Consider the following 21,825-nt stretch of genomic DNA (forward strand, 5'->3'; position numbering starts at 1 on the left):
ACTCACTCGCTCCCCATTTTCTCGTCGATCAGCTCCTTCAGCTCCTCCGCCTCCTGGGCGGTAAGCTTTCGGCCGCTGAGGAAGGCGGTCATAAACAGGGGCAGTCCCCCTGCCCGCCTCACCAACTCCTCCCCTTGGGCCCGGATGACCTCCTCCCGGGTAACCAGAGGGGTAACCACTGTGTTCTGGTGGCGCACTAAGCCCTTATTCTTTAGCCGCCGCAGAACGGTGTAGGTAGTGCTCTTGTTCCAGTCCAGCCGCTCTCCGCACAGGGAAACCAGTTGGGTGGAGCTTACCGGCCCGCTGTCCCACAGCACCTCCATCACGCGGTATTCCCCCTCAAACAGCTTTTCCACAGACTCACCTTCTTAAGTTTATCACAATAAACCTCTCTCAATTAAGTTTACTATAATAAACCTCCTGTGTCAAGGTAAGTTTTTCCAAAGGGGCAGAGCTTTCTCGGACGGTCCCCAGTCCTGTCAGGGCAAAACGTCTTGCGTTTTGCCAGCGACAGTGTTATACTGTCGCAGCATTGGACGAAAGCATATACAAGGAGGACCCGTATGGAAACCAAACCGCTCTCCGCCATGCCCAAGTTGAAAACGAATCTGGACACTGACTTTCTTAAACTGATCGCCATTCTTTCCATGGTCATTGACCATGTGGGCACCGCCTTTTTTCCGGAGTACCCCGTCTTTCGATGGGTGGGGCGGCTGGCCTTCCCCATCTTCGCCTACTGTCTGACAGTGGGTCTGCTGTACACCCGCGACATCAGGAAATACCTCCTGCGGCTGGGGGCCTTCGCCCTGATCTCCCAGCCCTTCTACATCTTTGCCTTTCACCCCTGGGACTGGCAAGCGGAGTGGATGAATATGAACATCTTTTTCACGCTGCTGGTGAGCCTGCTAGCCCTGTGGGGAGTCCATACCAGACGTTGGTGGCTGTTCCTCGCCCTATTCCTGCTGGCCAGCTTTGTCAATTTTGATTACTCGGCCAACGGCATCGTGCTGATGCTCATTTTCTATCTGTGCCGAAACAGACCCGTCCTGGGGGCGGCCGTCTATGTGCTCTTCTGGCTGCCTGCCCTGTGGGGCGGACAAATGGAGGACCCCCTCAGTGTGAAGATCGCCGGACACGCCATCAACTGGACCATCTTCGCTGTCCTGTCTGCCTTTCCCATCTTTCTCCCCACCCACACAGGCATCAAGGTGCCAAAGTGGTTTTTCTATGCCTTCTATCCTGCCCATTTGGCAGCCATTGGCCTGGCGAGAGTGATACTAAATGTATAAATTTACAAAAAAGCTCCGCTTTGAAATCACTCAAAGCGGAGCTTTTTTCTCTAAAACACAGTCCGGTCATACAGGCCCGCTCCCATCAGCAGTATGCCAATCAGCAGCACAATCACAGAGAGCATTTTATATCCCCTCGTTCCGTTGCTGCCCTTCCCCGCTTGTGATATAATGGTATCAGACACCCCAAATCATCTCTTAGGAGCGAATTATGATCAGAGCTTTACAGACGGAGGATATCAGCGCTGTGTCCGCTATCTGGCTCAATACCAATCTCTCAGCCCACGCTTTTATTCCTTCCCAATATTGGGAAGGCCAGTTGTCCGAAGTAACGGAGGCCCTTGCCCAAGCCGAGGTCTATCTTTGTGAGAGAGAGGGAGCCATACAGGGCTTCGTGGGCCTCAACGGCAGTTACATAGAGGGAATATTTATCCGCCAGGAGGCACAATCCCAAGGGGTTGGGAAACGGCTGCTGGACTTTGTAAAGGCCCGCAAAGACCGACTGGAGCTAAACGTATACCAGAAAAATTCCAGAGCGGTCGCCTTTTATCAGAGGGAACGGTTCGTGATACAGCGGGAAGGGCTGGATGAGCATACCGGAGAGATGGAATATCGGATGGTGTGGACTCGATAAGGCCAGCATGGATCTTCTATCATTATGGACCCGCCCGAAGACAAATCCTTCCTTTCACAACGGCAGAGGCCGCCCAATGGGCGGCCTCTGCCGTTGTGAAAGGTTTGGACACCCCGTCCTTACAGGTTGTTCATCTCCTCCTGGTCCACCGTCTTGATGCTTCGGGACGCAAGGGCGGCGGCAGCCGCCTCGTTGTCGGCCACCCGGAATACCATATAGGCGTTGGTGGTATCCTTACCGCCCAGGAAAGCGTACATATACTCCACATTAACTTTGGCATCGGTGAGTACCTGGAGCACTTTGTTCAGTCCGCCAGGCACATCAGGGATGGCTACCCCCAGCACAGGGGTGATATTGTGGACATAGCCCGCCTCCTTCAGTACCGTGGCGGCCTTATAGACATCATCCACGATCACGCGGGCCACACCGAAGTCGCTGCTCTCGGCCACATTCAGGGCCCTCATATCGATCTGGTTCTGAGCCAGCACCCCGGTCATGGCATACAGGGCGCCCGGCTTGTTTTCCACAAAGACGGAGATCTGCTTGATATTCATACCGCTTTCCTCCTTTAGTTTCAGATCTTGCGCTTGTCGATGACGCGCACCGCCTTGCCCTCGCTACGGACGATAGATTTGGGGGCCACCAGGGTGACCTTGGCGGCCAGTCCCAGCATGGACCGCAGCCCATCCACCAGTTCCTTCTGGCGGCGGCTGATCTCGCCCAGATTGTCGGTGAACATCTCGGGGGTCATCTCCACCTGAACGTCCAGAGTATCGGTGGACTTCACTCGGTCCACGATGATCTGGTAGTTTGCGGGGTAGCCATGGTTGAGGAGCACGGTCTCGATCTGGGAGGGGAACACATTGACACCCCGGATGATAAGCATATCGTCGGTGCGGCCGCGGGGCTTCGTCATCTTCACATGAGTGCGGCCGCAGGGGCAAGGCTCATGACTGAGCACGCAGATGTCCCGGGTACGGTAGCGCAGCAGGGGGAACGCCTCCTTGGTAATGGAGGTAAATACTAGCTCGCCCTGGCTGCCCTCGGGCAGCACCTCGCCGGTGTCCGGGTCGATGATCTCCGCGATAAAGTGATCCTCATTGATATGCATCCCAGACTGGGCGGAGCACTCGAAGGCCACGCCGGGGCCGGACAGCTCCGTCAAACCGTATATATCATATGCTTTAATACCCAGTGTATTCTGGATGTCTTGGCGCATCTCCTCGCTCCACGCCTCGGCCCCAAAGATGCCCGCCTTCAGGGGAATCTGGTCGGGGGTCAGGCCCATCTCTTTCATAGACTCGCCCAGGTAAGCCGCGTAGGAGGGGGTGCAGCACAGAATGGTGGCGTTTAAGTCCCGGATAAACATGATCTGCCGCTCCGTATTGCCGGAGGAGGTGGGGATGGTCAGACAGCCAACCTTGTGGCTGCCGCCGTTGAGTCCAGGTCCGCCAGTAAACAGGCCGTAGCCGTAGGACACCTGGCACACGTCCTCGTTGGTGCCGCCGGCGGCCATGATGGCCCGTGCACAGCAGTCCTCCCACAGGTCGATATCGTGCTGGGTGTAGAAAGCCACCACCCGCTTGCCAGTGGTGCCAGAGGTGGACTGGATACGCACGCAGTCCTTCAGGGGTTTGGCCACTAGTCCGTAGGGATATGCCTCCCGCAGGTCGGCCTTGGTGACAAAGGGCAGCTTATGCAGGTCATCCACGCCCTTGATGTCGTCAGGAGTCAGCCCCTTCTCCTCCATCTTCTTGCGGTAGTAAGGCACGTTGTCCCAGACGTGTTTCACCTGCTTGACCAGGCGCTCGTCCTGCCAAGCGCGGATCTGCTCCTGGGACGCGGTTTCGATCTCTGGCTGGTAATATCTCTCCAAGGGTATCAGTCCTTTCCAGTTTTCTCTCGTGCTTTCCAGCTTCTTTTGATTCTTGCGTTCAGAAAGGCCCAATCCTGATAAATCTTCCAGGACAAATTGGGCGGCATATCAAAAAATATGGAAAAATAGAAGGGCGGCGGCAATCGCCGCCCTTTTGTTCCTGACATACAGGGCCGATTCAGGCATCCCCGCTCAACCTCTGCCCCAGGGCCACTCCCAGCAGGCACAGCGCCACGCTTAGAAACATATATCCCCCGCACAGAAGCCACTTTCCCCGCTCCAGCAGGGTGAAGCTCTCCAGAGAAAAAGTGGAGAAGGTGGTAAAGCCGCCGCACACCCCGGTCTTCCAGAACAGAGTCCAGCCGGGGGAAAGGCGGCGCTGCCCGGCCAGTCCGACGACAAAGCCGATGGCCAGGGCCCCTAGGAAATTAGTACACAGGGTAAGCAGGGGGAGCTCCCCCCGCCATGGCAGCAGGCTTATCCCATAGCGGCCAGCGGCACCCAAGGCGCCGCCCGCGGCCACCATTAAACCGCCCAACCCCATCAGGCGTTCTTCCCCAGCTCAAACGCTCTCTTATTCAGTTCCAGGAACTTTGGGGGCACCATGGCCTCCAGGGACTTGTGCCACGCCTCCTCGGGCAGTTCGAAGTAGTGGGACAGGCGGCCCATCAGGACGATGTTCACCGCCTTGGAGGAGCCAGCTTCCTCGGCCAAGGCCAAGCAGTCAAGGGCGTCCACCTTGGCGCCGGCGGCCTTCATCTTCTCCACCAAATTTTCGGGGTACTGGGCCGCGCCGGTGATGACGGGCATAGGATCGATCTGCTGGGTAGAGGTGACAATCTGTCCATCTGGCTTCAGGTAGGCCAGCCAGCGGGCGGCCTCCAGCAGCTCGAAGGACACGATATAGTCCGCTTCTCCCTTGTCAATGACGGGGGAGCACACCTTTTCCCCGTAGCGCACATAGGTGACCACGCTTCCGCCCCGCTGGGACATGCCGTGGACCTCGGACACCTTCACGTCATAGCCCTGCTCCATCAGCAGGTGGCCCAGCAGCTTGCTGGCTAACAGGGAGCCCTGTCCCCCTACGCCCACAATCATAATATTCTTGGTTTCCATGCCTTAACCCTCCTTGCCGGTGCTCTCGAAGGCCCCCACGGGGCAGAGCTGCTCACAAACGCCGCAGCCCACGCACAGCGTGTTGTCCACATGGGCCTTGCCCTCCTTCATGGAGATGGCGGGGCAGCCGATCTTCATACAGCTCTTGCAGCCAATGCACTTGTCTGTGTTTACCTTCAGCGGCGCCTTGTGCTTAACGTATTTCAGCAGGGCGCAGGGCCGGCGGCTGATGATGACGGAGGGCTCGTCCGCGGCCAGCTCCTCCTTCACTGCTTGGTCGGTGGCCTTCAGGTCATAGGGATCCACCACCCGCACCCGGTTGAAGCCCATGGCCCGGCACAGGGCCTCCAGGTCGATCTTGCCGGCGGGGTCGCCCTTGATGTTGTAGCCGGTAGTGGGATTCTGCTGGTGGCCAGTCATGCCGGTGATGGAGTTATCCAGGATAATGACGGTAGAATTGGACTGGTTATAGGCGATGTTAGCTAATCCGGTCATTCCAGAGTGCATAAAGGTGGAATCGCCGATGACGGCCACCGTCCTGCCCTCACTCTCCGTGCCCAGGGCCTTGTTGAAGCCGTGGATGGCGGAGATGGAGGCCCCCATACACAAAGTCATATCCATGGCGGACAGGGGGGCCACCGCTCCCAGAGTATAGCAGCCGATATCCCCAAGGACGGTGCACTTGTTTTTGTTCAAGGTGTAGAACAGCCCGCGGTGGGGGCAGCCGGCGCACATGACCGGAGGCCGGGGCGGAATGGCGTCGTCCAGAGCCTTCCCGCTATGTACGGTCCCGCCCAGCCGGGCGGCCACCAGGTTCTGGGAGAACTCCCCCTCCATAGGCAGTACATCCTTGCCGGACACCTCCAGGCCCAGGGTGCGGCAGTGCTCCTCAATGATGGGGTCCAGCTCCTCTACCACCACCAGCTTGTCCACCTTGGCGGCGAAGTCCCGGATCAGCCTGACGGGCAGGGGGTTGGCCATACCCAGCTTCAGCACGGACACGCTGTCCCCAAAGACCTCCTTGACATACTGGTAGCTGGTGGAGGAGGTAATGATGCCCAGGCCGGTACCGCCCATCTCCACCCGATTGATGGGAGCAGTCTCCGCCCACTCCCGCAGCCGGCCGGTGCGCTCCTCCACTGCGGGGTGGCGGCGGATGGCGTTGCCCGGCATCATCACATATTTGGCGATGTTCTTCTCATAGGGGACGGTCTGCCTCTCCTCCCGGTCGGACAACTCCACCAGAGACTGGGAGTGGGCCACCCGGGTACACATTTTCAGCAGCACCGGGGTGTCGAACTCCTCGGACAGCGCAAAGGCCAGCCTGGTGAAGGCCAGGGCTTCGGCGGAGTCGGAGGGCTCCAGCATAGGCACCTTGGCGGCAATGGCGTGGCGGCGGGAATCCTGCTCATTTTGAGAGGAATGCATCCCCGCGTCGTCAGCCACGCCGATAACCATACCGCCGTTCACGCCGGTATAGCTCATAGTAAATAGAGGGTCAGCGGCCACATTCAACCCCACATGTTTCATGCCACAGAAGGCCCGCTTCCCAGCCAGGCTGGCGCCGAAGGCCACCTCCATAGCCACTTTCTCGTTGGGGGCCCACTCACAGTAGATATCGTCGAACTTGGCGGCCTCCTCGGTAATTTCAGTACTGGGGGTACCGGGGTAGCTGGAGATCACGCAGCACCCGGCCTCATAAAGCCCACGGGCAACGGCGGCATTACCCAGCATCAGTTGTTTCATGTTTCTTCCCTGCTTTCCTAATATTTATTCGTCGCTTCCCCTGTTGTGAAGAGTTTCCCGCTGAATAACCTCCCGCATAATACCGCCGGCGCCGTTGTCCAGCATGGACCGGCGGACCCGGCTAATGGTGGCACTGGAGGCCCCGGTTTTCTCCAGAATGTCCAAATAGACCAACCCCTGCTGCAAGTAGACCGCCACATCGAACCGCTGCTCCAGGCTGCGCAGCTCGGTCGGGGTGCACAGGTCGTCAAAAAACCGGCAGCACTCGTCTAGATCCTTCAGCTTCAAAATAGTTTCGTACAGGGCCAGGCTTCGGCCTTTCTTTTCCCCTTTCGCCATTGTCTTCGCTCCTTTTCCAAGTTTCTTCTCCTCCAGGAGAATTTACTTGTGTAAAGTGTAGCACACAAAAGCAAAAAAGTAAATGAGCCTTTCTCTTTTTACGGGGCCAAATTCTACTAAAAAACAAAAAACCCCCTAGCAGCCTAAGCCGCTAGAGGACGGGGAAACGTCTCCCGTGGTACCACCTCTGTTCACCGTCCCCATAGGGACAGTCTTATCGGGTGTCCAACAACACCCAGCCTCTGTAACGGGAGGACCCGATCCGCTCTACTCAGCCCAAAGCCTTTCCTCGGACAGCTCAGGAAATGAAATTTCAAACGCGAAGCTGTGCCCCTCACACCTACCGGGAACTCTCTGTACAGCCGGACCCGCGCCCTACTTTGTTTCCGTCCACACTTTATTGGTTCGCATTATACACCTCTGGCATCATTTGTCAAGTCCATTTTTGTTCTTTGAACGACTTTCCCCGTTTACTTCCGGGTACAGGGGCTGGACAGGACTGCCCACCTAATGCCGCTTTTATCAATTACAGCCTCGCCTCCATCCCCGTTGGCGTTTCCCTCTTGACAACAGTCCGCAAATGGGTTATGATACTTTAACGGTTTAAAGGTTGAAATCAATAAAGCACCTGGCCGAATCCGGCCTTGGAAAGGATATGAGCGCCATGCCTATCACGGATCTGTTGGAGCGCAACAGCAAACTATACGGTGAGGAAATCGCCCTGGTAGAGATCAACCCCGAGATCCAGGAGGAACAGCGGGTCACCTGGAAGGAGTACGAGTTGATCCAGCCCACCTCCTCCGTCCCCTACCGCCGGGAGATCACTTGGTCCGTCTTTGACGAGAAAGCCAACCGGGTTGCCAATATGCTCCTGGGTCGTGGCATCCGCAGAGGACAGAAGGTCGCTATCCTGCTGATGAACTGCCTGGAGTGGCTCCCCATTTACTTCGGAGTTTTAAAGGCCGGAGCGGTGGCCGTCCCTCTCAATTTCCGCTATACCTCCGACGAGATCGACTACTGCCTGAAGCTGGCTGACGTGGATGTGCTGTTCTTCGGGCCGGAGTTCATCGGCCGAGTGGAGGCCATTGTGCCCAAGATATCCCGGCAGATGCTCCTTTTCTTCGTGGGCGACACCTGCCCCTCCTTTGCCGAGGACTACCACCGAGCCACCGCCAACTGTTCCAGCGTCGCTCCCAAGGTGCTGATCGATGACGAGGACGAAGCCGCCATCTATTACTCCTCCGGGACCACCGGCTTTCCCAAGGCTATCCTACTCAAGCACCAGGCCCTGATCCAGTCCGCCCGGATGGAGGCCATCCACCACGCCACCACCCATGAGGATGTTTTCCTGTGCATCCCGCCCCTGTACCACACGGGCGCCAAGATGCACTGGTTTGGTTCTCTGTTCACTGGAAGCCGGGCAGTTCTGCTGAAAGGCAACACGCCACAGGCTATCTTCGAGGCCGCCTCCTCTGAGCGGTGCACCATCGTCTGGCTGTTGGTCCCCTGGTGTCAGGACATCCTGGCCGCCCTAGACCGAGGGGACCTGGAGCTGGAGGACTACCATCTGTCCCAGTGGCGGCTCATGCACATTGGCGCCCAGCCAGTCCCTCCCTCCCTCATCAAACACTGGATGCGCTACTTTCCCCACCACAAGTACGATACCAATTATGGCCTGTCCGAGTCCACCGGCCCTGGCTGTGTCCATCTGGGCATGGATCACCTGGACAAAGTGGGGGCCATCGGGGTTCCCGGCTATGGCTGGAAGGTAAAAATTGTGGACGAACAGAATGCCCTGGTGAAGCAGGGTGATGTAGGCGAGCTGTGTGTCAAGGGACCCGGCGTTATGGTGTGCTACTACCACAATCCGGAGGCCACCGCCGAGGTTCTGGAAAACGGCTGGCTCCACACCGGGGATATGGCCCGTCAGGACGAGGAGGGCTTTATCTATCTGGTAGACCGGAAAAAGGATGTGATCATCTCCGGCGGCGAGAACCTGTACCCGGTTCAAATCGAAGCCTTCCTGTCCGCCTATCCCAAGGTCCACGACGTGGCTGTGATTGGCCTACCCGATCACCGACTGGGTGAGATTGCCGCCGCCATCATCCAGTTGAAAGAGGGCATGACCTGTACCGAGAGCGAAATTAACCAGTACTGTATGGATCTCCCCCGATATAAGCGGCCCCGCAAGCTCATCTTCGCTGACGTTCCCCGGAATCCCACCGGCAAGATTGAGAAGCCCAAGCTGCGGGAGCAATACTGCGGCGTCCGGCTGGTAGAGGCGCAAAACCGGTCATAGTAAAATCAACCAGGGCAACTCATACGAGTCGCCCTGGTTTTTTATCATACACTCTGTTAACCCTTAGTATCGATAAACCAAAAGTTTATAAAACTGTTTGTGTAATTTAAAGTTCGATTTATTTTCTCCCTATTTTTCATTATCAACACCCAAGATTGGCAGAGTCTTATCATAAAAAACACCTGTGGCTGTTCACAAGCCACAGGTGTTTTCCCTCATTTACAGCTTTACAGCCTCGCCATAAGCTGTTCCCGGTCCAACCCGGCAATTCCTAGTGACTCCATCGTCCGGCCGGACTTCCAAAAATCCTGGCCGACCAGCGCACCCGTCAGCGTAATCACCGAATCGATGATCGGGGTGGGCACCCCTGCTGCCCGGCCGAGGGCGGAGATGGGCACCAGCCCCATGGGCACATCCTCCACGATCAGGCGGGAGTCCAGCACCCCAGGAGCCATAATATTGGCGTGGGCCTGGGACATATGACACAGGTCTGACATCTTTTCTGCCTGAACATGGTAGTAGTGGATATAAGCATCTCTCAGACTGAGAATATCCAGCCCGTAGGCCCTGCCCACAGCTACCCGCTCCCGGTCCATCTGCTCCACTACCTCGCCCACCGCGGGGGTGATGCCGTCAAAGTAGTGGCGGAACTTTTCCCCTCGTTCGATACTGCCCGCGTTGAGCAGAACTGGCAGAGGGTGGACGACCGTATTCATGTTGTTTAGGCTGGTTTCCAGTACATTGGCTGCGGGAATCAGCTGTGGGTACACATCAGACAAATCGTCAATGATAGCCTGAGTATCCTGTGCAGGCAGGGCCGCCAGAGACAGCTCATCCTTCACTCCGGAAATGGTAGCTACAGCATCCTGGGCCCGGGCAGCATAGAACAAGCTGTTCGTCTCACACAGGCGGACCTTGGACCGACAGCCGGCCCTGTCCCAGATTGCCCGGAATTCTAACGCGCCGCCGGTCGCGCCGGGACAAACGACGACCGTCTGGCCGTCCACCAAGCAGCCTGCCAGCTCCTGGGCCACATAGGCATGGGCAAAAGCGGGCAGTACTACAAAGATGATCTCCGCTTCGTCTACCGCCTGGGCCACATCCTCACAGATTTGATCCAGCTTGGCAAAACCGGTTTTGGAAACTCCCTCTAGCTGAATGCCGCCTCTGGCTCTTATCGGCGCTAAGACTTGAGGAAAGCGGTCATACAGGGTCACATGTTTCCCACACAGTTTCAAATAGGCGGAGATTACTTGTCCGCCGTTGCCGGCACCCAATACCGCAAAATTTTGCTTCATGGAGTCCGCCTTCCTTATTCGTCAAACGCGAAGGTCTCCCCCACACCCAGGGAGAATGCCTTGCGGTAGGCGATGCCAGCCACAGCTACATCCAGGCAGCCCATTCCGATGGGGACCACCAGCAGCTTCTGATCCGCCACGTCGCCCACCTGCTTCATGCCGGCAGCCAGTTCTCCCACGGTACAGTACACGCTATTCTCCGTAATCTTACCCTCTTCAGCCAAATGCTTTAGATTGCCGCGGTGGAGACACTGTCCCACATGGTCACAGATCAGCTTATCAGCACCCAGAATCGCCTGGTCGTCACATTCCTGGTAGGAACCCATGGCAAAATAGACGGTGCCCTTCTCCAGCCACTCTCCCTTCAGGAATGCCTGAGTAGCAGGAGTAACAGTGATGACCGCATCCGCCTTGGCCGCTTTCTGGGGGTGATCCACCACGATGATTTCGCCCTGGACATAGTCCTTCATGTCCTCTTTAAACTTGGCGGCGGCAGCGGGCACGGGGTCATAAACATACAGCTTTTGGACATTAAAGATAGCGGTCAGGGCTTCGGTCTGTGTACGGCCCTGGACACCGGCGCCATACAGGCCAACGGTAATATCCTTCTTATCCTTCAACAGATAGCGCAGGATAACGGCGGTCTGGGCACCGGTGCGCATATTGGTAATCCAGGCGCCATCCATCACGGCCAGGAAGTCGCCGTAGTTGGGATGAACCAGCATAATCAGGGCGTTGATAAAGGGGCGGCCGATCTCACGACGGCCCTTGCCCCAGCCACCGGCCCACTTCTGGCCAGCCATATCCTGCCAGGCAATATAGGCGGGCATGGCATTGAGGGATGCCTTATAGGGCAGGTTGGTAGGCTCGCTGTCCCCTAGGTTCAGGTTCAGCTTCGTAGGATTGATCGTCTTGCCCTCCCCCAAGTCCACGAAGGTCTTGTCCACTATCTCAATAATGTCCCGCATGGAGACCAGCTTTTTGATCTCAGATTCCTTTAACAGAATGGTATTCATCATAAACTCCTCCTTATTTCGGTAATCTTGTCGGCGGCGAGCACGGCCCGCCGCCGACAGTCATTCTGTCTTGGTTTCAAATTTTATCACTTTTTTTCCTGTTCTTCAAGCGCCCCAGAAATATTCTTATTTGGACTTCCTGGTAGCCAGGGCCACCACAATCAGGCAGAGGAAGGAAGCCAAGATTCCATAAATGGCATAGGGCAACTGAATCCCAAAGACAGCAGGCAGAGAGGCTTCAAACGCCTGGGCCAGACCGCAGCCAATCACTCCACCCACTACGCCCGCGACACCGCTAGCCGGAGTCAGGAAATTCTTATTTCGGAAAGCATAGCCGCAGTAGATAGGCACCAGCAGCCCGGAGGCTGAGTATGCATAAGAGGCGACGATCAGATCCAACACCCGTGGGAATACGATGGCCAAGGCCACGGCAGCCACGGCCACAAACACAGTGCAGATTCGGGACACGGACAGCAGCTTCTTGTCCTCAGCGTTGGGATTTATGAACTGTTTGTAGATATCCTGGGTCAGATTGACGGACACAGACTGAAGGGCGCTGTCCGTGGTCGATAGAATAGTAGTAGCAATAAAGCCGGAGAACAAAGCCAGCACCCAGGTAGGAATCTGGGTCAGGAACCAGCCGCTAGCATCCTCGGGGGCCAGGCCAGGATTGAGAACTCGGCAGGCGTTGCCTACTACCACCACCCACAACTCAATTCCAGCAATCAGTATACCGCCCACAATCAAAGTACGACGGGCATTCTTTGCGGAGTTTGCGGCGCACACCCGCTGAAGGGTCATCTGGTTGGTCATCATGCCAGGGGTGGCGGCGATGAACCACAGTGCGGTGGTGGCGAAGCCAGCGGACATCAGCCCTCCAGGAAGGGATAGTGTTTCAGGGGCGGGATGGTTGGCCACAATATTTTCCCAGCCGCCAGCCATATCCAGAGCCTGCACGCCGGTAAGGAGACACAAAGCCAGCATCAGCACGCCAAACACAAAATCAGTCCAGGCCACAGCCTTAAAGCCGGAGGGAAGGGTCAGCAACACACTGACTACAATCATCCCCACCACAAGGATCCGGCTGTCAATTCCGGTTATGGAAGTGTATAGTTTAGCAAAGGCGGTGGCCTGAGAGGCGATCCAGCCAAAGGGGACCACCATGGCCATCAGGGCACCCACTAACATAAGGAAGCGGTTTTTGCCATAAACTTTCTCAAAAATGTCGGGAATAGTGGTAAACTCATTCTCACGAAGCCAAGCTGCGATGATGGCCATGATAAAACAGCCAGCCGCGCCACATATTCCGTAAGTCAAGGGAGCCATACCATAACTGAAGCCGATGCTCACATGGCCCACCAGCACACCGCCGCCTACCAGGGTGGCAAACTGGGTAAAGACAATTACATAAGACGGCAGGCTTCGTCCGCCCATGGCCCAGTCCTCTGCTGTTTTGGTCCTGCGCTGGAAATAGAAGGCAATGCCAAAGCCGATCAGCATCACCAGGACCGTGCTGGCCAGCACCAGCATCAATCCGCTTGTAGATCCTTCCACGATTTTTCCTCCTCAACACAAAAGGTATAAATTTGATCGCGACTCGCGTTCTGGATTATTATAGTTCACTCATCCGCGCAAGTCAAGACTTTAAACCGTTAAAGTGCCACAGTTTTTTTCTGCTGCAGCCCCAAAATTTCTCATCTGGCGTCATATTGATTCACAAGTAAGCCAACCGACAGGGCACTCTAGGTTATCCACAGAGCTAATAAAGGGGAAAAATCAAAAAAGAAAAGACACCCGAATGGGTGTCTTTTCCTGGTGGAGACAACAGAACTCGAATCTGTGACCTTCCGCGTGTGAGGCGGACGCTCTACCGGCTGAGCTATGCCTCCATATGGAAACGGCAATAAATAAGGTGGTGACCCGGACGGGACTCGAACCCGTGTTGCCGCCGTGAAAGGGCGGAGTCTTAACCGCTTGACCACCGGGCCGTTTTTATATGGGAACGGGAGAACTCCCGTAATTGATATGGTAGCGGCACCTGGATTTGAACCGGGGACACTACGGGTATGAACCGTATGCTCTAGCCACCTGAGCTATGCCGCCATGTTTTTCCCTTACGCAGGGCAAGAGTTAGTATATCCGATTTGCCAGCCTTTGTCAACAGGAAATTTCATTTTTTCCTCTGTTTTTTCCTGAGCAGGCCGGAGGCATCTCCCCCCCGGCCTACCGCAGCAGGACAGACAGGGCAAAGGCTACTCCGGCCGGCGCCAGAGCAGACCAGTGGAAGGGGCTCTCCATCAGGCCCCGGAGGAGCAGGATAATTGCCGCAATCCGCAACAGCCAGGGCAAAACAGCCATGACGATGGCAAAGGGGATGCTAAACAGCAGCAGGGCTACTAAAATCACTGGAATCAAAAAGAGGCACAGCAGCGAAAGCGTTAAGAGTTTGATCATAGAGGATCCCTCCCTGTGTTTTACAGTGCTATCCTACCATGCTATTCTTAAAAACTCCCCTATGTTCGGATTAAAAAAAGATAAAAATGGAGGCGGCCCGTGGGGGCCGCCTTTGCCATGCGTTATTTGAAATACTCCGCACCCGACTCAAAGAGGGGTTGATGCTTGTTTCCGGGGATATTCCGGCCCACATAGGGGCCACGGCGCTCCAGATGCCCCATCTTGCCGAACACCCGGCCGTCAGGGGAAAAGATGCCTTCAATGGCCTCCAGAGAACCGTTGGGGTTCACATTGATATCCATAGCGGGATTTCCGTTCAGGTCCACATACTGGGTAGCCACCTGGCCCCGGCCGATCAAGTCGGCAATGACCTTGGGCGGCGCTACAAAGCGGCCCTCGCCGTGGGAGATGGGCAGGGTATGCAGATCGCCCACCTTGCTCTTGAGCATCCAGGGGGACTGGACCGAGGAGACCCGTGTGGTGACATACCGGCTCTGGTGCCGGCCAATCAGGTTATAGGTCAGGGTGGGACAGTTTTCATCCATATCCCGGATCTCGCCGTAGGGGACCAGTCCCAGCTTCACCAGAGCCTGAAAGCCGTTGCAGATACCAAGCATCAGGCCGTCCCGGTGTTTCAGCAGGTCCATGATGGCCTCCGCCAGGGCGGGGGAACGGAGGAAGGAGGCGATGAACTTACCGGAGCCCTCTGGCTCGTCGCCGCCGGAGAAGCCGCCGGGGATAACCATCATCTGGGCCGAGCGGATGGCCTTCTCCAGCGCCTGAGCAGACTGGGTAAGGAAATCGGTGGTCAGGTTGCGAACTACCACGATTTCCGGCTCGATGCCCGCCCGGAGGCAGGCCTGAGCGGTATCGTACTCGCAGTTGGTGCCGGGGAACACGGGGATGACCGCCTTCGGATGGGCCGACTTGTGCCTGCACACGGCCACGGAGGGCTTGTCCCAGGAGATGGGGGCGACGGTCTCGGTGGTGCCCGCCTTGGTGGGGTAAACTTTCTCCAGCACGCCCTCATTGAGGGAAAGCAGCTCCTGGATGGGGGCACGGTCACCGCCGCCCAGATCAACAGACGCAACATCCACGGTGAAGCCCAGGAGGAAAGTCCGTGCCAAATCTGTATCCACTTCGGCCACAATCCAACCAGGCATTGGAACATACCACATCTCCGGTCCGTGGACCGCAGCGGCAGCCTGGAAGCCAATCCCGTTGCCAAAAGCCATCTTCATCACAGCTTCGGCCACACAGCTCTCCACCGCATAGGCGGAACGAACCAGTCCTTTCTGACATAGGTTGTGGAATCGGGGCCAGTCCGAAGGACGGAAGAGATAGACCCGATGGCCCGCCTCCTTGAACTCGGGGGAGAGCACCTCCCCCGCCTTCACCGGAGCGATGGCGAAAGAGATGAGAGTGGGGGGCACATCCTTGTCCAGGAAGGAGCCGGACATGGAATCTTTGCCGCCGATAGCAGCCCGGCCGAAGTCCAGTTGAGCCTTCAGAGCGCCCAACAGGGCGGCAAAGGGCTTACCCCAGCGCCGGGGCTCGTCCCGGAGCTTCTCAAAGAACTCCTGAAAAGTCAGGTAGGCTTTTTTATAGTCTCCGCCGGCAGCTACTACTTTGGCCAGAGATACGGTTACGGAGTTGTAAGCGCCCTGGAAGGGATTTTCCATCATCTGATCTGGGTCGAAGCCCCAGGCCATGACGCTGGCCTGGTCGGTCTCCTGACCGGGCAGGACGGGGAACAGGGCGGCCATCGCCTGGGCGGGGGTACGCTGATTTTTTCCGCCGAAGGGCATCAGGACACTACCTGCCCCGATGGAGCCGTCGAACCGCTCCGTTAAACCGCGGCGAGAGGCGCATTTCAGACTGGAGGCCATCTCCCGCAGGCTGTGGAAGGGTACATGCTCCCGTTTATGTTCCCCAAACCAAGCTCCGTCGGGGTCCACAACAAGGCTGCCCGAATCGCTCTTGCGGGGAATAGACACGCTGGCGTGCTTCACCGCGCCGTTGGTATTCAAAAATTCACGGGACAGGTCGGCCACGGTCTGGCCCTTCCAGTGCATGACCATCCGGGGGCTCTCGGTGACCACGGCCACCTGATAAGCCTCCAGATTTTCCGCCTCGGCGGCGGAGATAAATCTGGCCGCGTCCTCCGGGGCCACCACCACAGCCATGCGCTCCTGGCTCTCGGAGATGGCCAGCTCGGTGCCGTCCAGGCCCTCGTACTTCTTTCGTACCGCGTCCAGGTCGATCTCCAGGCCGTCGGCCAGCTCACCGATGGCCACGGACACGCCGCCGGCGCCGAAGTCGTTGCACCGCTTGATGAGGCGGGTCACCTCACCGTTCCGGAACAGGCGCTGGATCTTCCGCTCCTCAGGGGCGTTGCCCTTCTGGACCTCGGAGGCCATCGTGGTCAGGGACTTCTTGTTGTGGCTCTTGGAGGAGCCGGTGGCCCCGCCGATGCCGTCCCGGCCGGTCCTTCCGCCCAGGAGGATGACCACGTCCCCAGGGGCAGGCCGCTCCCGGCGGACATTCTCCGCAGGGGCCGCGCCGACAACCGCGCCGCACTCCAGACGCTTGGCGATATAGCCATCGTGGTACACCTCAGCCACATGGCCGGTAGCCAGGCCGATCTGGTTGCCGTAGGAGGAATAGCCCGCCGCCGCGGTCTGGGCCAGCTTCCGCTGGGGCAGCTTGCCCTCCAGCGTCTGCTCAAAGGGGACTCTTGGATCTCCTCCGCCGGTGAAGCGCATGGCCTGGTGGACATACACCCGGCCGGACAGGGGGTCCCGGATACAGCCGCCGATACAGGTGGCCGCGCCGCCGAAAGGCTCGATCTCAGTGGGGTGGTTGTGGGTTTCATTCTTGAACATCAGCAGCCAGTCCTGCTCCTTGCCGTCCACCACAGCGGGCACCTTGATGGAGCAGGCATTGATCTCCTCGCTCTCGTCCAGCTCGGGGAGCAGTCCCCGCTTTCTCAGGGTCTTGGTGCCGATGGTGGCGATGTCCATCAGGGTCTGGGGCCGCTTGGCGGCCTTCTCCTCCCCATAGACCTCCACCCGCGCGGCCAGATATCGCTCATAGGCCTCCTTCACATCGGGATCGCTGATCTCTACCTCGTCCAGATGGGTGGAGAAGGTGGTGTGGCGGCAGTGGTCAGACCAGTAGGTATCCACTACCCGCACTTCGGTGATGGTGGGGTCCCGCTTCTCCTGGTCCCGGAAATATGCCTGGAGGAATTTCAAGTCATCCAGGTCCATAGCCAGCCCTAGCTGGGACAGCAGGTCGGACAGCCCCCCTTCGTCCAGAGCGGTGAACCCCTCCAGCACGGCCACATGGTCGGGGGCCTCGTGGGTGCGGACCAGGGTTTCCGGCTTGTCCATGGCGGCCTGTCGGCTCTCCACCGGGTTGATGAGATAATCCCGGATCTTGTCCAGGTCGGCGGAGGACAGCTCCCCCTCCAGCAGATACACCTTGGCATAGGCGATCAGAGGGCGGTCCACACCGGCCATGAGCTGGATACATTGGGCGGCGGAGTCGGCCCGCTGGTCAAACTGGCCCGGCAGGGCCTCCACCGCCAGGATGGAGTGGGGGTGGCCGGGGACAGGAAAGGTCTCGTCATACACCGTATCCACCTGGGGCTCGGAAAACACGATACTCTTGGCCTGGTCATAGACATCCTGACTGATTTGGTCGGCGTCATACCGGTTCAAAACGGTCACCGATTTCAGGCCCTGGACGCCCAGTTGCTCCTGGAGCGCCCTGCACAAGCCCCTGGCCTCTACATCAAAGCCGGGCTTTTTTACGGAATAACAGCGGTAAACACTCATTTCTCTTCCTCCACCTATCTTTCTTTCGATGAAAGGGCGCCAGCCCGCGCCCTGGATATAACAGCAGCTTTCTAGGAGATAACCCAGTTCTCCAGGTCGTAAAACAGGTTTCCACGCACCGGGGATAAACCGGACAGTCTTCCCCACTTCGTCAAAACGGAGTTGTTTTTAAAGCACACCGGCACCAGCGGGACCCGCTGCCCCAGATAGGCGTACAGGGCGGAAGCGGCCTCCTCCCTGCTGTCCATGGGCGCGGCAGCCAGAGCAGCCAGCAGTTGGTCGGTCTGTTCATCCTGCCAGCGGCCGTAGTTCAGCGCGCCATCCGCGGCAAGCAGCGCGGACAGGTCAAAATCGGCGGTGAGCGCCACCTCCCCCAGATACAGGTCGAACCGTCCCGCCTCCAGTGCGGAGATATATTCCTCAAAGGGCAGGTTGTCCACACGGACCTTCATCCCCGCCGACTCCAGCTGGTCGGCGATCCACTGGGCAGCAGATGCCTTAGCCATATTCTCGGTGTTGACCAACAGTACCAGCTCCCGGCCAGCCGCGCCCAACGCCTCCAGCTCCTTCACCAGGGCCTCCGGGTCGTAGGACAGTTGGGAGGCAATCCACCGGTCGTACATGGGGCTGTCCGGGTGGACAGGCAGGGCGGAGGGGACCGCGTGGGTAGCGTAGGTAATGCGGGCGATGGACTCCCGGTCTACTCCGCGCCCCAGAGCCTTGCGCACCTCCGCCGACTGGCACAGGCCGGCCCTGGTATGGAAGCCCAGGTAGATCATGGACGTGGTGCTGTAATCCCAGGTCTCATAGCTGCCAGAGTAACCCAGGGAGTTGGTCCCCATCAAATCTACTTCCACCAGGGAGATATCCCCAGCGTCAAAGGCGAAAATCATCTCGTCACTCTTGTTCATAATCTTCAGGGAAATCGTATCAGCAGGCATCTGTCTGGCCTGCCACCAGTTCTCCCGTGCGGTTAGCTCCGCCTCCTCCCCGTTTTCCGACAAAAGGTATGGGCCGGTTCCCACAGGGCGCTCCCCTGCCCCCAGGGCCAGCGGGATGTCCAGCAGCAGGGGGAGTGAGCCGTTTGGTTCGTCCAGTGTGACTGTCACCGTCCCCTCCCCAGCGGTGATTGAGGTGACATGGGACAGCCGGCCGCTGTAACGGGAGCCCTCCCCTCTGGCCAATTCCAGGGCGGCGGCCGCCACCTCTCCCGTTAGAGAAGTGCCATCGGAAAAGGTAACTCCACCGCGAAGGGTAAAGGTCCAAGTCAGCTTGTCCGGGCTGACCGTGTAGCTCTCGCACAGCACCGGCTGGGCCGTGAAGGAGCCGTCCACGGCGAACAGCCCCTCGTACAGCAGAGGCGCTAATGTCAGGTTGGCCCGGTTGGCGGACAGCGCCGGATGCAGGCTCTGCTGAGGATAGAACGCCAGGGTCAGGGTCGCCGTTTCCGACTCCCGGACCTCCTCCTGGCTGGTATCCACGGAGCTGTCAGAAGAACTGGCCTCTCCTTCCCCGCCGCAGGCGGATAGGGAGAGGAGCAGGGCGGCGGAGAGAAGGCAGGCGCAAAATCGTTTCATACACTAACCTTTCACAGGGCAAAGATAGAGGTATCTTCTTCCCATCACGGGGTGGGGAGAAGCTGGATCATAGCCGCCATGCTGCCCCTGGCATTCCCCTGGACCCGGTGGGACCAGAAGATGTCCAGGCGGCAGGCGGTACAGGCGTCACAGACGGAGATATGGTCCGGGTCCAGGCCGGCCAGCTCCAGCCAGCGGCGGTTTGCCCCCTTCAGGTCCACCTGGTACTTCCCCGCCCGTGACAGGGGGTGAATAAAGGGGTCGGCTTCCACTCCCAGGCCGCCGCGCAGTCCATCGGGCACGTCCACATGGGTCTCAAAGCAGCAGGGGCCAATCCCCGGCCCAATGGCGGCCAGGATATCCGCTGGGCGGCAGCCGTAGTCGCCGCACATTTTTTCCGCTGCCCGAGCGGCGATCCCCAGGGCGGTGCCCCGCCAGCCCGCATGGGCAGCGGCTATGCAGCGGCGGACCGGGTCATAGAGCAGCACAGGGATGCAGTCTCCAGAAAAGATGGTCAGGCAGACACCAGGCTCGTCAGTGACCAGGCCGTCCGCCTCATAGACGCCGGGGGCGGCTGGGTCGGACTGGATATCAGCCCGTGTCACAGGGCGGACAAGATCGCTGTGGACCTGATGATTTTTCACCAGGCTCCGGGCATCCGTACCGACCGCAGCGCAGAAGCGGACAAAATTCTCCCGGACATTGGCCGGGTCATCCCCCCGGTTAGCCCCCAGATCCAGGCTGTCCCATGGGGCGGGGGATATCCCACCCAGCCGAGTAGAAAACCCGTGGGCCGCCCCCCGCCAGGCAGGGTCCATACAGGCATAAAAAAGGACGCCATGGCGCTGCTGACGTGTGATATCCATGGCCGTCCCCCCTCTTTTTCATGATGTTCTATTTTATCCCAAATTCCTGCCGCTGACAACCCGTTACATGGAAGAAAACCATCTTTCTTTTCCCCCGGATTCGGGTCACTTCCGCCAAAAGGCGGCTGGCTTGGGCGCTAGATCTGACTCAGTTCCCGCAGGGTATCCTGGATGGTCTTCTGAGGCAGATAGACCGCCGCCATCTCGGACAGCTGGCGCAGCGTCAGGGACCGGGCGGCCCCCACCATGGGATGTTTCATCAATTTTCCAAACCGCCGCTGGAAGACCGCCCTGGACTTGGGGTCGTCCAACAGCTCGCCCACGGTGATGGTCTGGTTACGCAGATCCATGTAAGATCACCTCCACTTCCCATTCTATGCCAGCAGGGCGGCGGTTTGACAGATGAACGATATTTTCTTTCCTGAACCGGGCGTGTTGTTTTCAGGGGAGCAGAGAGGAGGGGGAACGCCTACCCATTTCTTGACTTTCCAGCGCGGACATACTATACTCTCTTTTATATAAACTTATTATCAAGGAGGTCGGCCATCTTGGCAAAACATAAGATACGGGACCTGCTATCCTCCGCCAACTCCGCCCTGCTGCGGAAGCGGACGGTAGCCATGGTCTATGTTCTGCTGCGCTTTCTGGTCATCATCATAGCCGTAGCCCAATTTTTTAATGGCAACTACGAAAATGTGTTCCTCTGCGGCCTGACTCTCATTCTGTTTCTGCTGCCTACCATCTTCGAGCGGGCACTAAAGATCGATTTGCCCAACACCATGGAAATCATCATCCTGCTTTTTATTTTTGCCGCCGAGATTTTGGGGGAAATCCAGTCCTACTACACCACTTTCCGGGGGTGGGACACCATCCTCCACACCCTCAACGGCTTCCTCTGCGCCGCTATCGGCTTTGCGTTGGTAGATATGCTGAACCGGACAGAACGGTTTTCTCTGTCCCTCTCTCCTGCCTTCATGGCCATTGTCGCTTTCTGCTTCTCCATGACCATCGGGGTCCTGTGGGAGTTTTTCGAGTGCGCCATGGACCAGTTTTTCCTGTTGGATATGCAGAAGGACGCGGTGATCCACTCCATCTCCTCGGTCATGCTGGACCCCACCGGGGGCAATACCCCCACTATCATCCGGGACATTGCCGACGTTATCGTGGTCACAGGCAGTGGGGAGGAGATCTCCCTCGGCCTGGGCGGTTATCTGGATGTGGGGATCCTGGACACCATGAAGGACCTGTTCGTCAACTTTATTGGGGCGGTGGTTTTCTCCTTTATCGGCTATTTCTATGTCAAGAGCCGTGGGAAAGGCCGCTTTGCCCGGCGGTTTATCCCTCAGGTTGTGGATATTCAGCCCGAGGATCAGGAGCCTTGGACCCCAAAACTTTTAAAAAAATCGAAAAAGAATCGTTCTGATAAAGAATAATCCTGCCCCGGCAATCCATACTAAGGCCATCCACAGTAAG

20 protein-coding genes and 3 tRNA genes are annotated in these 21,825 nt (G+C 57.9%); 4 read left to right on the plus strand and 19 right to left on the minus strand.

Translation table 11 applies throughout. The features are described 5' to 3' along the window. Positions 1-2: 2 nt before the first annotated feature. The gene (locus WKS99_RS12075; RefSeq protein WP_340406217.1) at positions 3-356 is read right to left on the minus strand and encodes a BlaI/MecI/CopY family transcriptional regulator; all 354 of its coding nucleotides are present in this window, start codon (positions 354-356) and stop codon (positions 3-5) included. A 207-nt stretch (positions 357-563) separates the two neighbouring features. Here WKS99_RS12075 and WKS99_RS12080 point away from each other — a divergent pair, with 207 nt between their 5' ends. Beyond that, on the plus strand, positions 564-1,289 hold the full coding sequence (locus tag WKS99_RS12080) for a TraX family protein (RefSeq protein WP_340406219.1): 726 nt from the start codon (positions 564-566) through the stop codon (positions 1,287-1,289). Positions 1,290-1,339: 50 nt separating this feature from the next. Here the strand turns inward: WKS99_RS12080 and WKS99_RS12085 are convergent, their stop codons facing one another. Then, entirely contained in the window at positions 1,340-1,474 is a 135-nt protein-coding gene (locus tag WKS99_RS12085; protein ID WP_262670188.1) for a hypothetical protein, read from the minus strand. A 26-nt stretch (positions 1,475-1,500) separates the two neighbouring features. Between WKS99_RS12085 and WKS99_RS12090 the strand changes: the two genes are divergently transcribed. Continuing rightward, positions 1,501-1,923 carry a GNAT family N-acetyltransferase gene (locus WKS99_RS12090; protein ID WP_147573191.1) on the plus strand — a complete coding sequence of 141 codons (423 nt, stop codon included), beginning with the start codon at positions 1,501-1,503 and terminating at the stop codon, positions 1,921-1,923. Positions 1,924-2,042: 119 nt separating this feature from the next. Here WKS99_RS12090 and WKS99_RS12095 read toward each other — a convergent pair whose 3' ends face one another. The 6 genes from WKS99_RS12095 to WKS99_RS12120 all read right to left on the minus strand — a co-directional run bounded on the left by WKS99_RS12095 (position 2,043) and on the right by WKS99_RS12120 (position 7,000). After that, the gene (locus WKS99_RS12095) at positions 2,043-2,477 is read right to left on the minus strand and encodes an ACT domain-containing protein (protein ID WP_147573189.1); all 435 of its coding nucleotides are present in this window, start codon (positions 2,475-2,477) and stop codon (positions 2,043-2,045) included. 20 nt (positions 2,478-2,497) lie between these two features. Next, positions 2,498-3,799, minus strand: a complete 1,302-nt coding sequence (locus WKS99_RS12100) for a phenylacetate--CoA ligase family protein (protein ID WP_340406224.1) — start codon at positions 3,797-3,799, stop codon at positions 2,498-2,500. Positions 3,800-3,977: 178 nt separating this feature from the next. Continuing rightward, positions 3,978-4,343: a fluoride efflux transporter CrcB gene (crcB, locus tag WKS99_RS12105; RefSeq protein ID WP_340406226.1), complete on the minus strand. Its 366-nt coding sequence runs from the start codon at positions 4,341-4,343 to the stop codon at positions 3,978-3,980. After that, positions 4,343-4,915, minus strand: coding sequence for an indolepyruvate oxidoreductase subunit beta (locus WKS99_RS12110; protein ID WP_147573184.1), 573 nt, complete (start codon positions 4,913-4,915; stop codon positions 4,343-4,345). The genes crcB and WKS99_RS12110 overlap by 1 nt, the downstream gene beginning before the upstream one ends. Positions 4,916-4,918: 3 nt before the next feature. Continuing rightward, on the minus strand, positions 4,919-6,661 hold the full coding sequence (gene iorA, locus WKS99_RS12115) for an indolepyruvate ferredoxin oxidoreductase subunit alpha (RefSeq protein WP_186851822.1): 1,743 nt from the start codon (positions 6,659-6,661) through the stop codon (positions 4,919-4,921). Between the two features lie 24 nt (positions 6,662-6,685). Continuing rightward, a complete protein-coding gene (locus WKS99_RS12120) occupies positions 6,686-7,000 on the minus strand; it encodes a YerC/YecD family TrpR-related protein (protein WP_147573180.1) in 315 nt (104 codons plus the stop codon). Positions 7,001-7,664: 664 nt separating this feature from the next. Here WKS99_RS12120 and WKS99_RS12125 point away from each other — a divergent pair. After that, on the plus strand, positions 7,665-9,299 hold the full coding sequence (locus WKS99_RS12125) for a class I adenylate-forming enzyme family protein (RefSeq protein WP_186851821.1): 1,635 nt from the start codon (positions 7,665-7,667) through the stop codon (positions 9,297-9,299). 227 nt (positions 9,300-9,526) lie between these two features. Here the strand turns inward: WKS99_RS12125 and WKS99_RS12130 are convergent, their stop codons facing one another. From WKS99_RS12130 to WKS99_RS12180, 11 genes are all read right to left on the minus strand, one after another. Continuing rightward, positions 9,527-10,597 carry an NAD/NADP octopine/nopaline dehydrogenase family protein gene (locus WKS99_RS12130; protein ID WP_340406230.1) on the minus strand — a complete coding sequence of 357 codons (1,071 nt, stop codon included), beginning with the start codon at positions 10,595-10,597 and terminating at the stop codon, positions 9,527-9,529. Positions 10,598-10,611: 14 nt separating this feature from the next. Next, a complete protein-coding gene (locus WKS99_RS12135) occupies positions 10,612-11,616 on the minus strand; it encodes an ornithine cyclodeaminase family protein (RefSeq protein ID WP_147573174.1) in 1,005 nt (334 codons plus the stop codon). Between the two features lie 123 nt (positions 11,617-11,739). Continuing rightward, positions 11,740-13,167 carry a sodium:solute symporter family protein gene (locus WKS99_RS12140; RefSeq protein ID WP_147573172.1) on the minus strand — a complete coding sequence of 476 codons (1,428 nt, stop codon included), beginning with the start codon at positions 13,165-13,167 and terminating at the stop codon, positions 11,740-11,742. 259 nt (positions 13,168-13,426) lie between these two features. After that, positions 13,427-13,502 (minus strand) — tRNA-Val (locus WKS99_RS12145). Between the two features lie 24 nt (positions 13,503-13,526). Further along, positions 13,527-13,601 (minus strand) — tRNA-Glu (locus tag WKS99_RS12150). A gap of 38 nt (positions 13,602-13,639) precedes the next feature. Next, positions 13,640-13,716 (minus strand) — tRNA-Met (locus WKS99_RS12155). A 120-nt stretch (positions 13,717-13,836) separates the two neighbouring features. After that, complete coding sequence (locus tag WKS99_RS12160; protein ID WP_147573170.1) at positions 13,837-14,067, minus strand: phage-shock protein; 231 nt, start codon at positions 14,065-14,067, stop codon at positions 13,837-13,839. 122 nt (positions 14,068-14,189) lie between these two features. Beyond that, positions 14,190-17,909 carry a phosphoribosylformylglycinamidine synthase gene (locus WKS99_RS12165; RefSeq protein ID WP_340406235.1) on the minus strand — a complete coding sequence of 1,240 codons (3,720 nt, stop codon included), beginning with the start codon at positions 17,907-17,909 and terminating at the stop codon, positions 14,190-14,192. 71 nt (positions 17,910-17,980) lie between these two features. Next, entirely contained in the window at positions 17,981-19,486 is a 1,506-nt protein-coding gene (locus WKS99_RS12170; RefSeq protein ID WP_340406237.1) for an ABC transporter substrate-binding protein, read from the minus strand. 44 nt (positions 19,487-19,530) lie between these two features. Beyond that, entirely contained in the window at positions 19,531-20,352 is an 822-nt protein-coding gene (gene pgeF / locus WKS99_RS12175; RefSeq protein ID WP_186851816.1) for a peptidoglycan editing factor PgeF, read from the minus strand. Between the two features lie 137 nt (positions 20,353-20,489). Continuing rightward, on the minus strand, positions 20,490-20,702 hold the full coding sequence (locus tag WKS99_RS12180; protein ID WP_240288484.1) for a hypothetical protein: 213 nt from the start codon (positions 20,700-20,702) through the stop codon (positions 20,490-20,492). A 198-nt stretch (positions 20,703-20,900) separates the two neighbouring features. Between WKS99_RS12180 and WKS99_RS12185 the strand changes: the two genes are divergently transcribed. Beyond that, positions 20,901-21,785, plus strand: coding sequence for a hypothetical protein (locus tag WKS99_RS12185; protein WP_240288486.1), 885 nt, complete (start codon positions 20,901-20,903; stop codon positions 21,783-21,785). Positions 21,786-21,825: the final 40 nt, after the last annotated feature.

This window comes from Flintibacter sp. HCN-6482, from assembly GCF_037892565.1.
Classification (GTDB): Bacteria; Bacillota; Clostridia; order Oscillospirales; family Oscillospiraceae; genus Lawsonibacter; species Lawsonibacter aceti.

Bases quoted from the DNA above. Each gene is read 5' to 3' on its own strand.
- WKS99_RS12080 (WP_340406219.1), top strand. From the start codon at position 564: ATGGAAACCAAACCGCTCTCCGCCATGCCCAAGTTGAAAACGAATCTG.
- WKS99_RS12090 (WP_147573191.1), top strand. From the start codon at position 1,501: ATGATCAGAGCTTTACAGACGGAGGATATCAGCGCTGTGTCCGCTATC.
- WKS99_RS12095 (WP_147573189.1), bottom strand. From the start codon at position 2,477: ATGAATATCAAGCAGATCTCCGTCTTTGTGGAAAACAAGCCGGGCGCC.
- crcB (WP_340406226.1), bottom strand. From the start codon at position 4,343: ATGGGGTTGGGCGGTTTAATGGTGGCCGCGGGCGGCGCCTTGGGTGCC.
- WKS99_RS12110 (WP_147573184.1), bottom strand. From the start codon at position 4,915: ATGGAAACCAAGAATATTATGATTGTGGGCGTAGGGGGACAGGGCTCC.
- iorA (WP_186851822.1), bottom strand. From the start codon at position 6,661: ATGAAACAACTGATGCTGGGTAATGCCGCCGTTGCCCGTGGGCTTTAT.
- WKS99_RS12120 (WP_147573180.1), bottom strand. From the start codon at position 7,000: ATGGCGAAAGGGGAAAAGAAAGGCCGAAGCCTGGCCCTGTACGAAACT.
- WKS99_RS12125 (WP_186851821.1), top strand. From the start codon at position 7,665: ATGCCTATCACGGATCTGTTGGAGCGCAACAGCAAACTATACGGTGAG.
- WKS99_RS12130 (WP_340406230.1), bottom strand. From the start codon at position 10,597: ATGAAGCAAAATTTTGCGGTATTGGGTGCCGGCAACGGCGGACAAGTA.
- WKS99_RS12135 (WP_147573174.1), bottom strand. From the start codon at position 11,616: ATGATGAATACCATTCTGTTAAAGGAATCTGAGATCAAAAAGCTGGTC.
- WKS99_RS12160 (WP_147573170.1), bottom strand. From the start codon at position 14,067: ATGATCAAACTCTTAACGCTTTCGCTGCTGTGCCTCTTTTTGATTCCA.
- WKS99_RS12165 (WP_340406235.1), bottom strand. From the start codon at position 17,909: ATGAGTGTTTACCGCTGTTATTCCGTAAAAAAGCCCGGCTTTGATGTA.
- WKS99_RS12170 (WP_340406237.1), bottom strand. From the start codon at position 19,486: ATGAAACGATTTTGCGCCTGCCTTCTCTCCGCCGCCCTGCTCCTCTCC.
- pgeF (WP_186851816.1), bottom strand. From the start codon at position 20,352: ATGGATATCACACGTCAGCAGCGCCATGGCGTCCTTTTTTATGCCTGT.
- WKS99_RS12180 (WP_240288484.1), bottom strand. From the start codon at position 20,702: ATGGATCTGCGTAACCAGACCATCACCGTGGGCGAGCTGTTGGACGAC.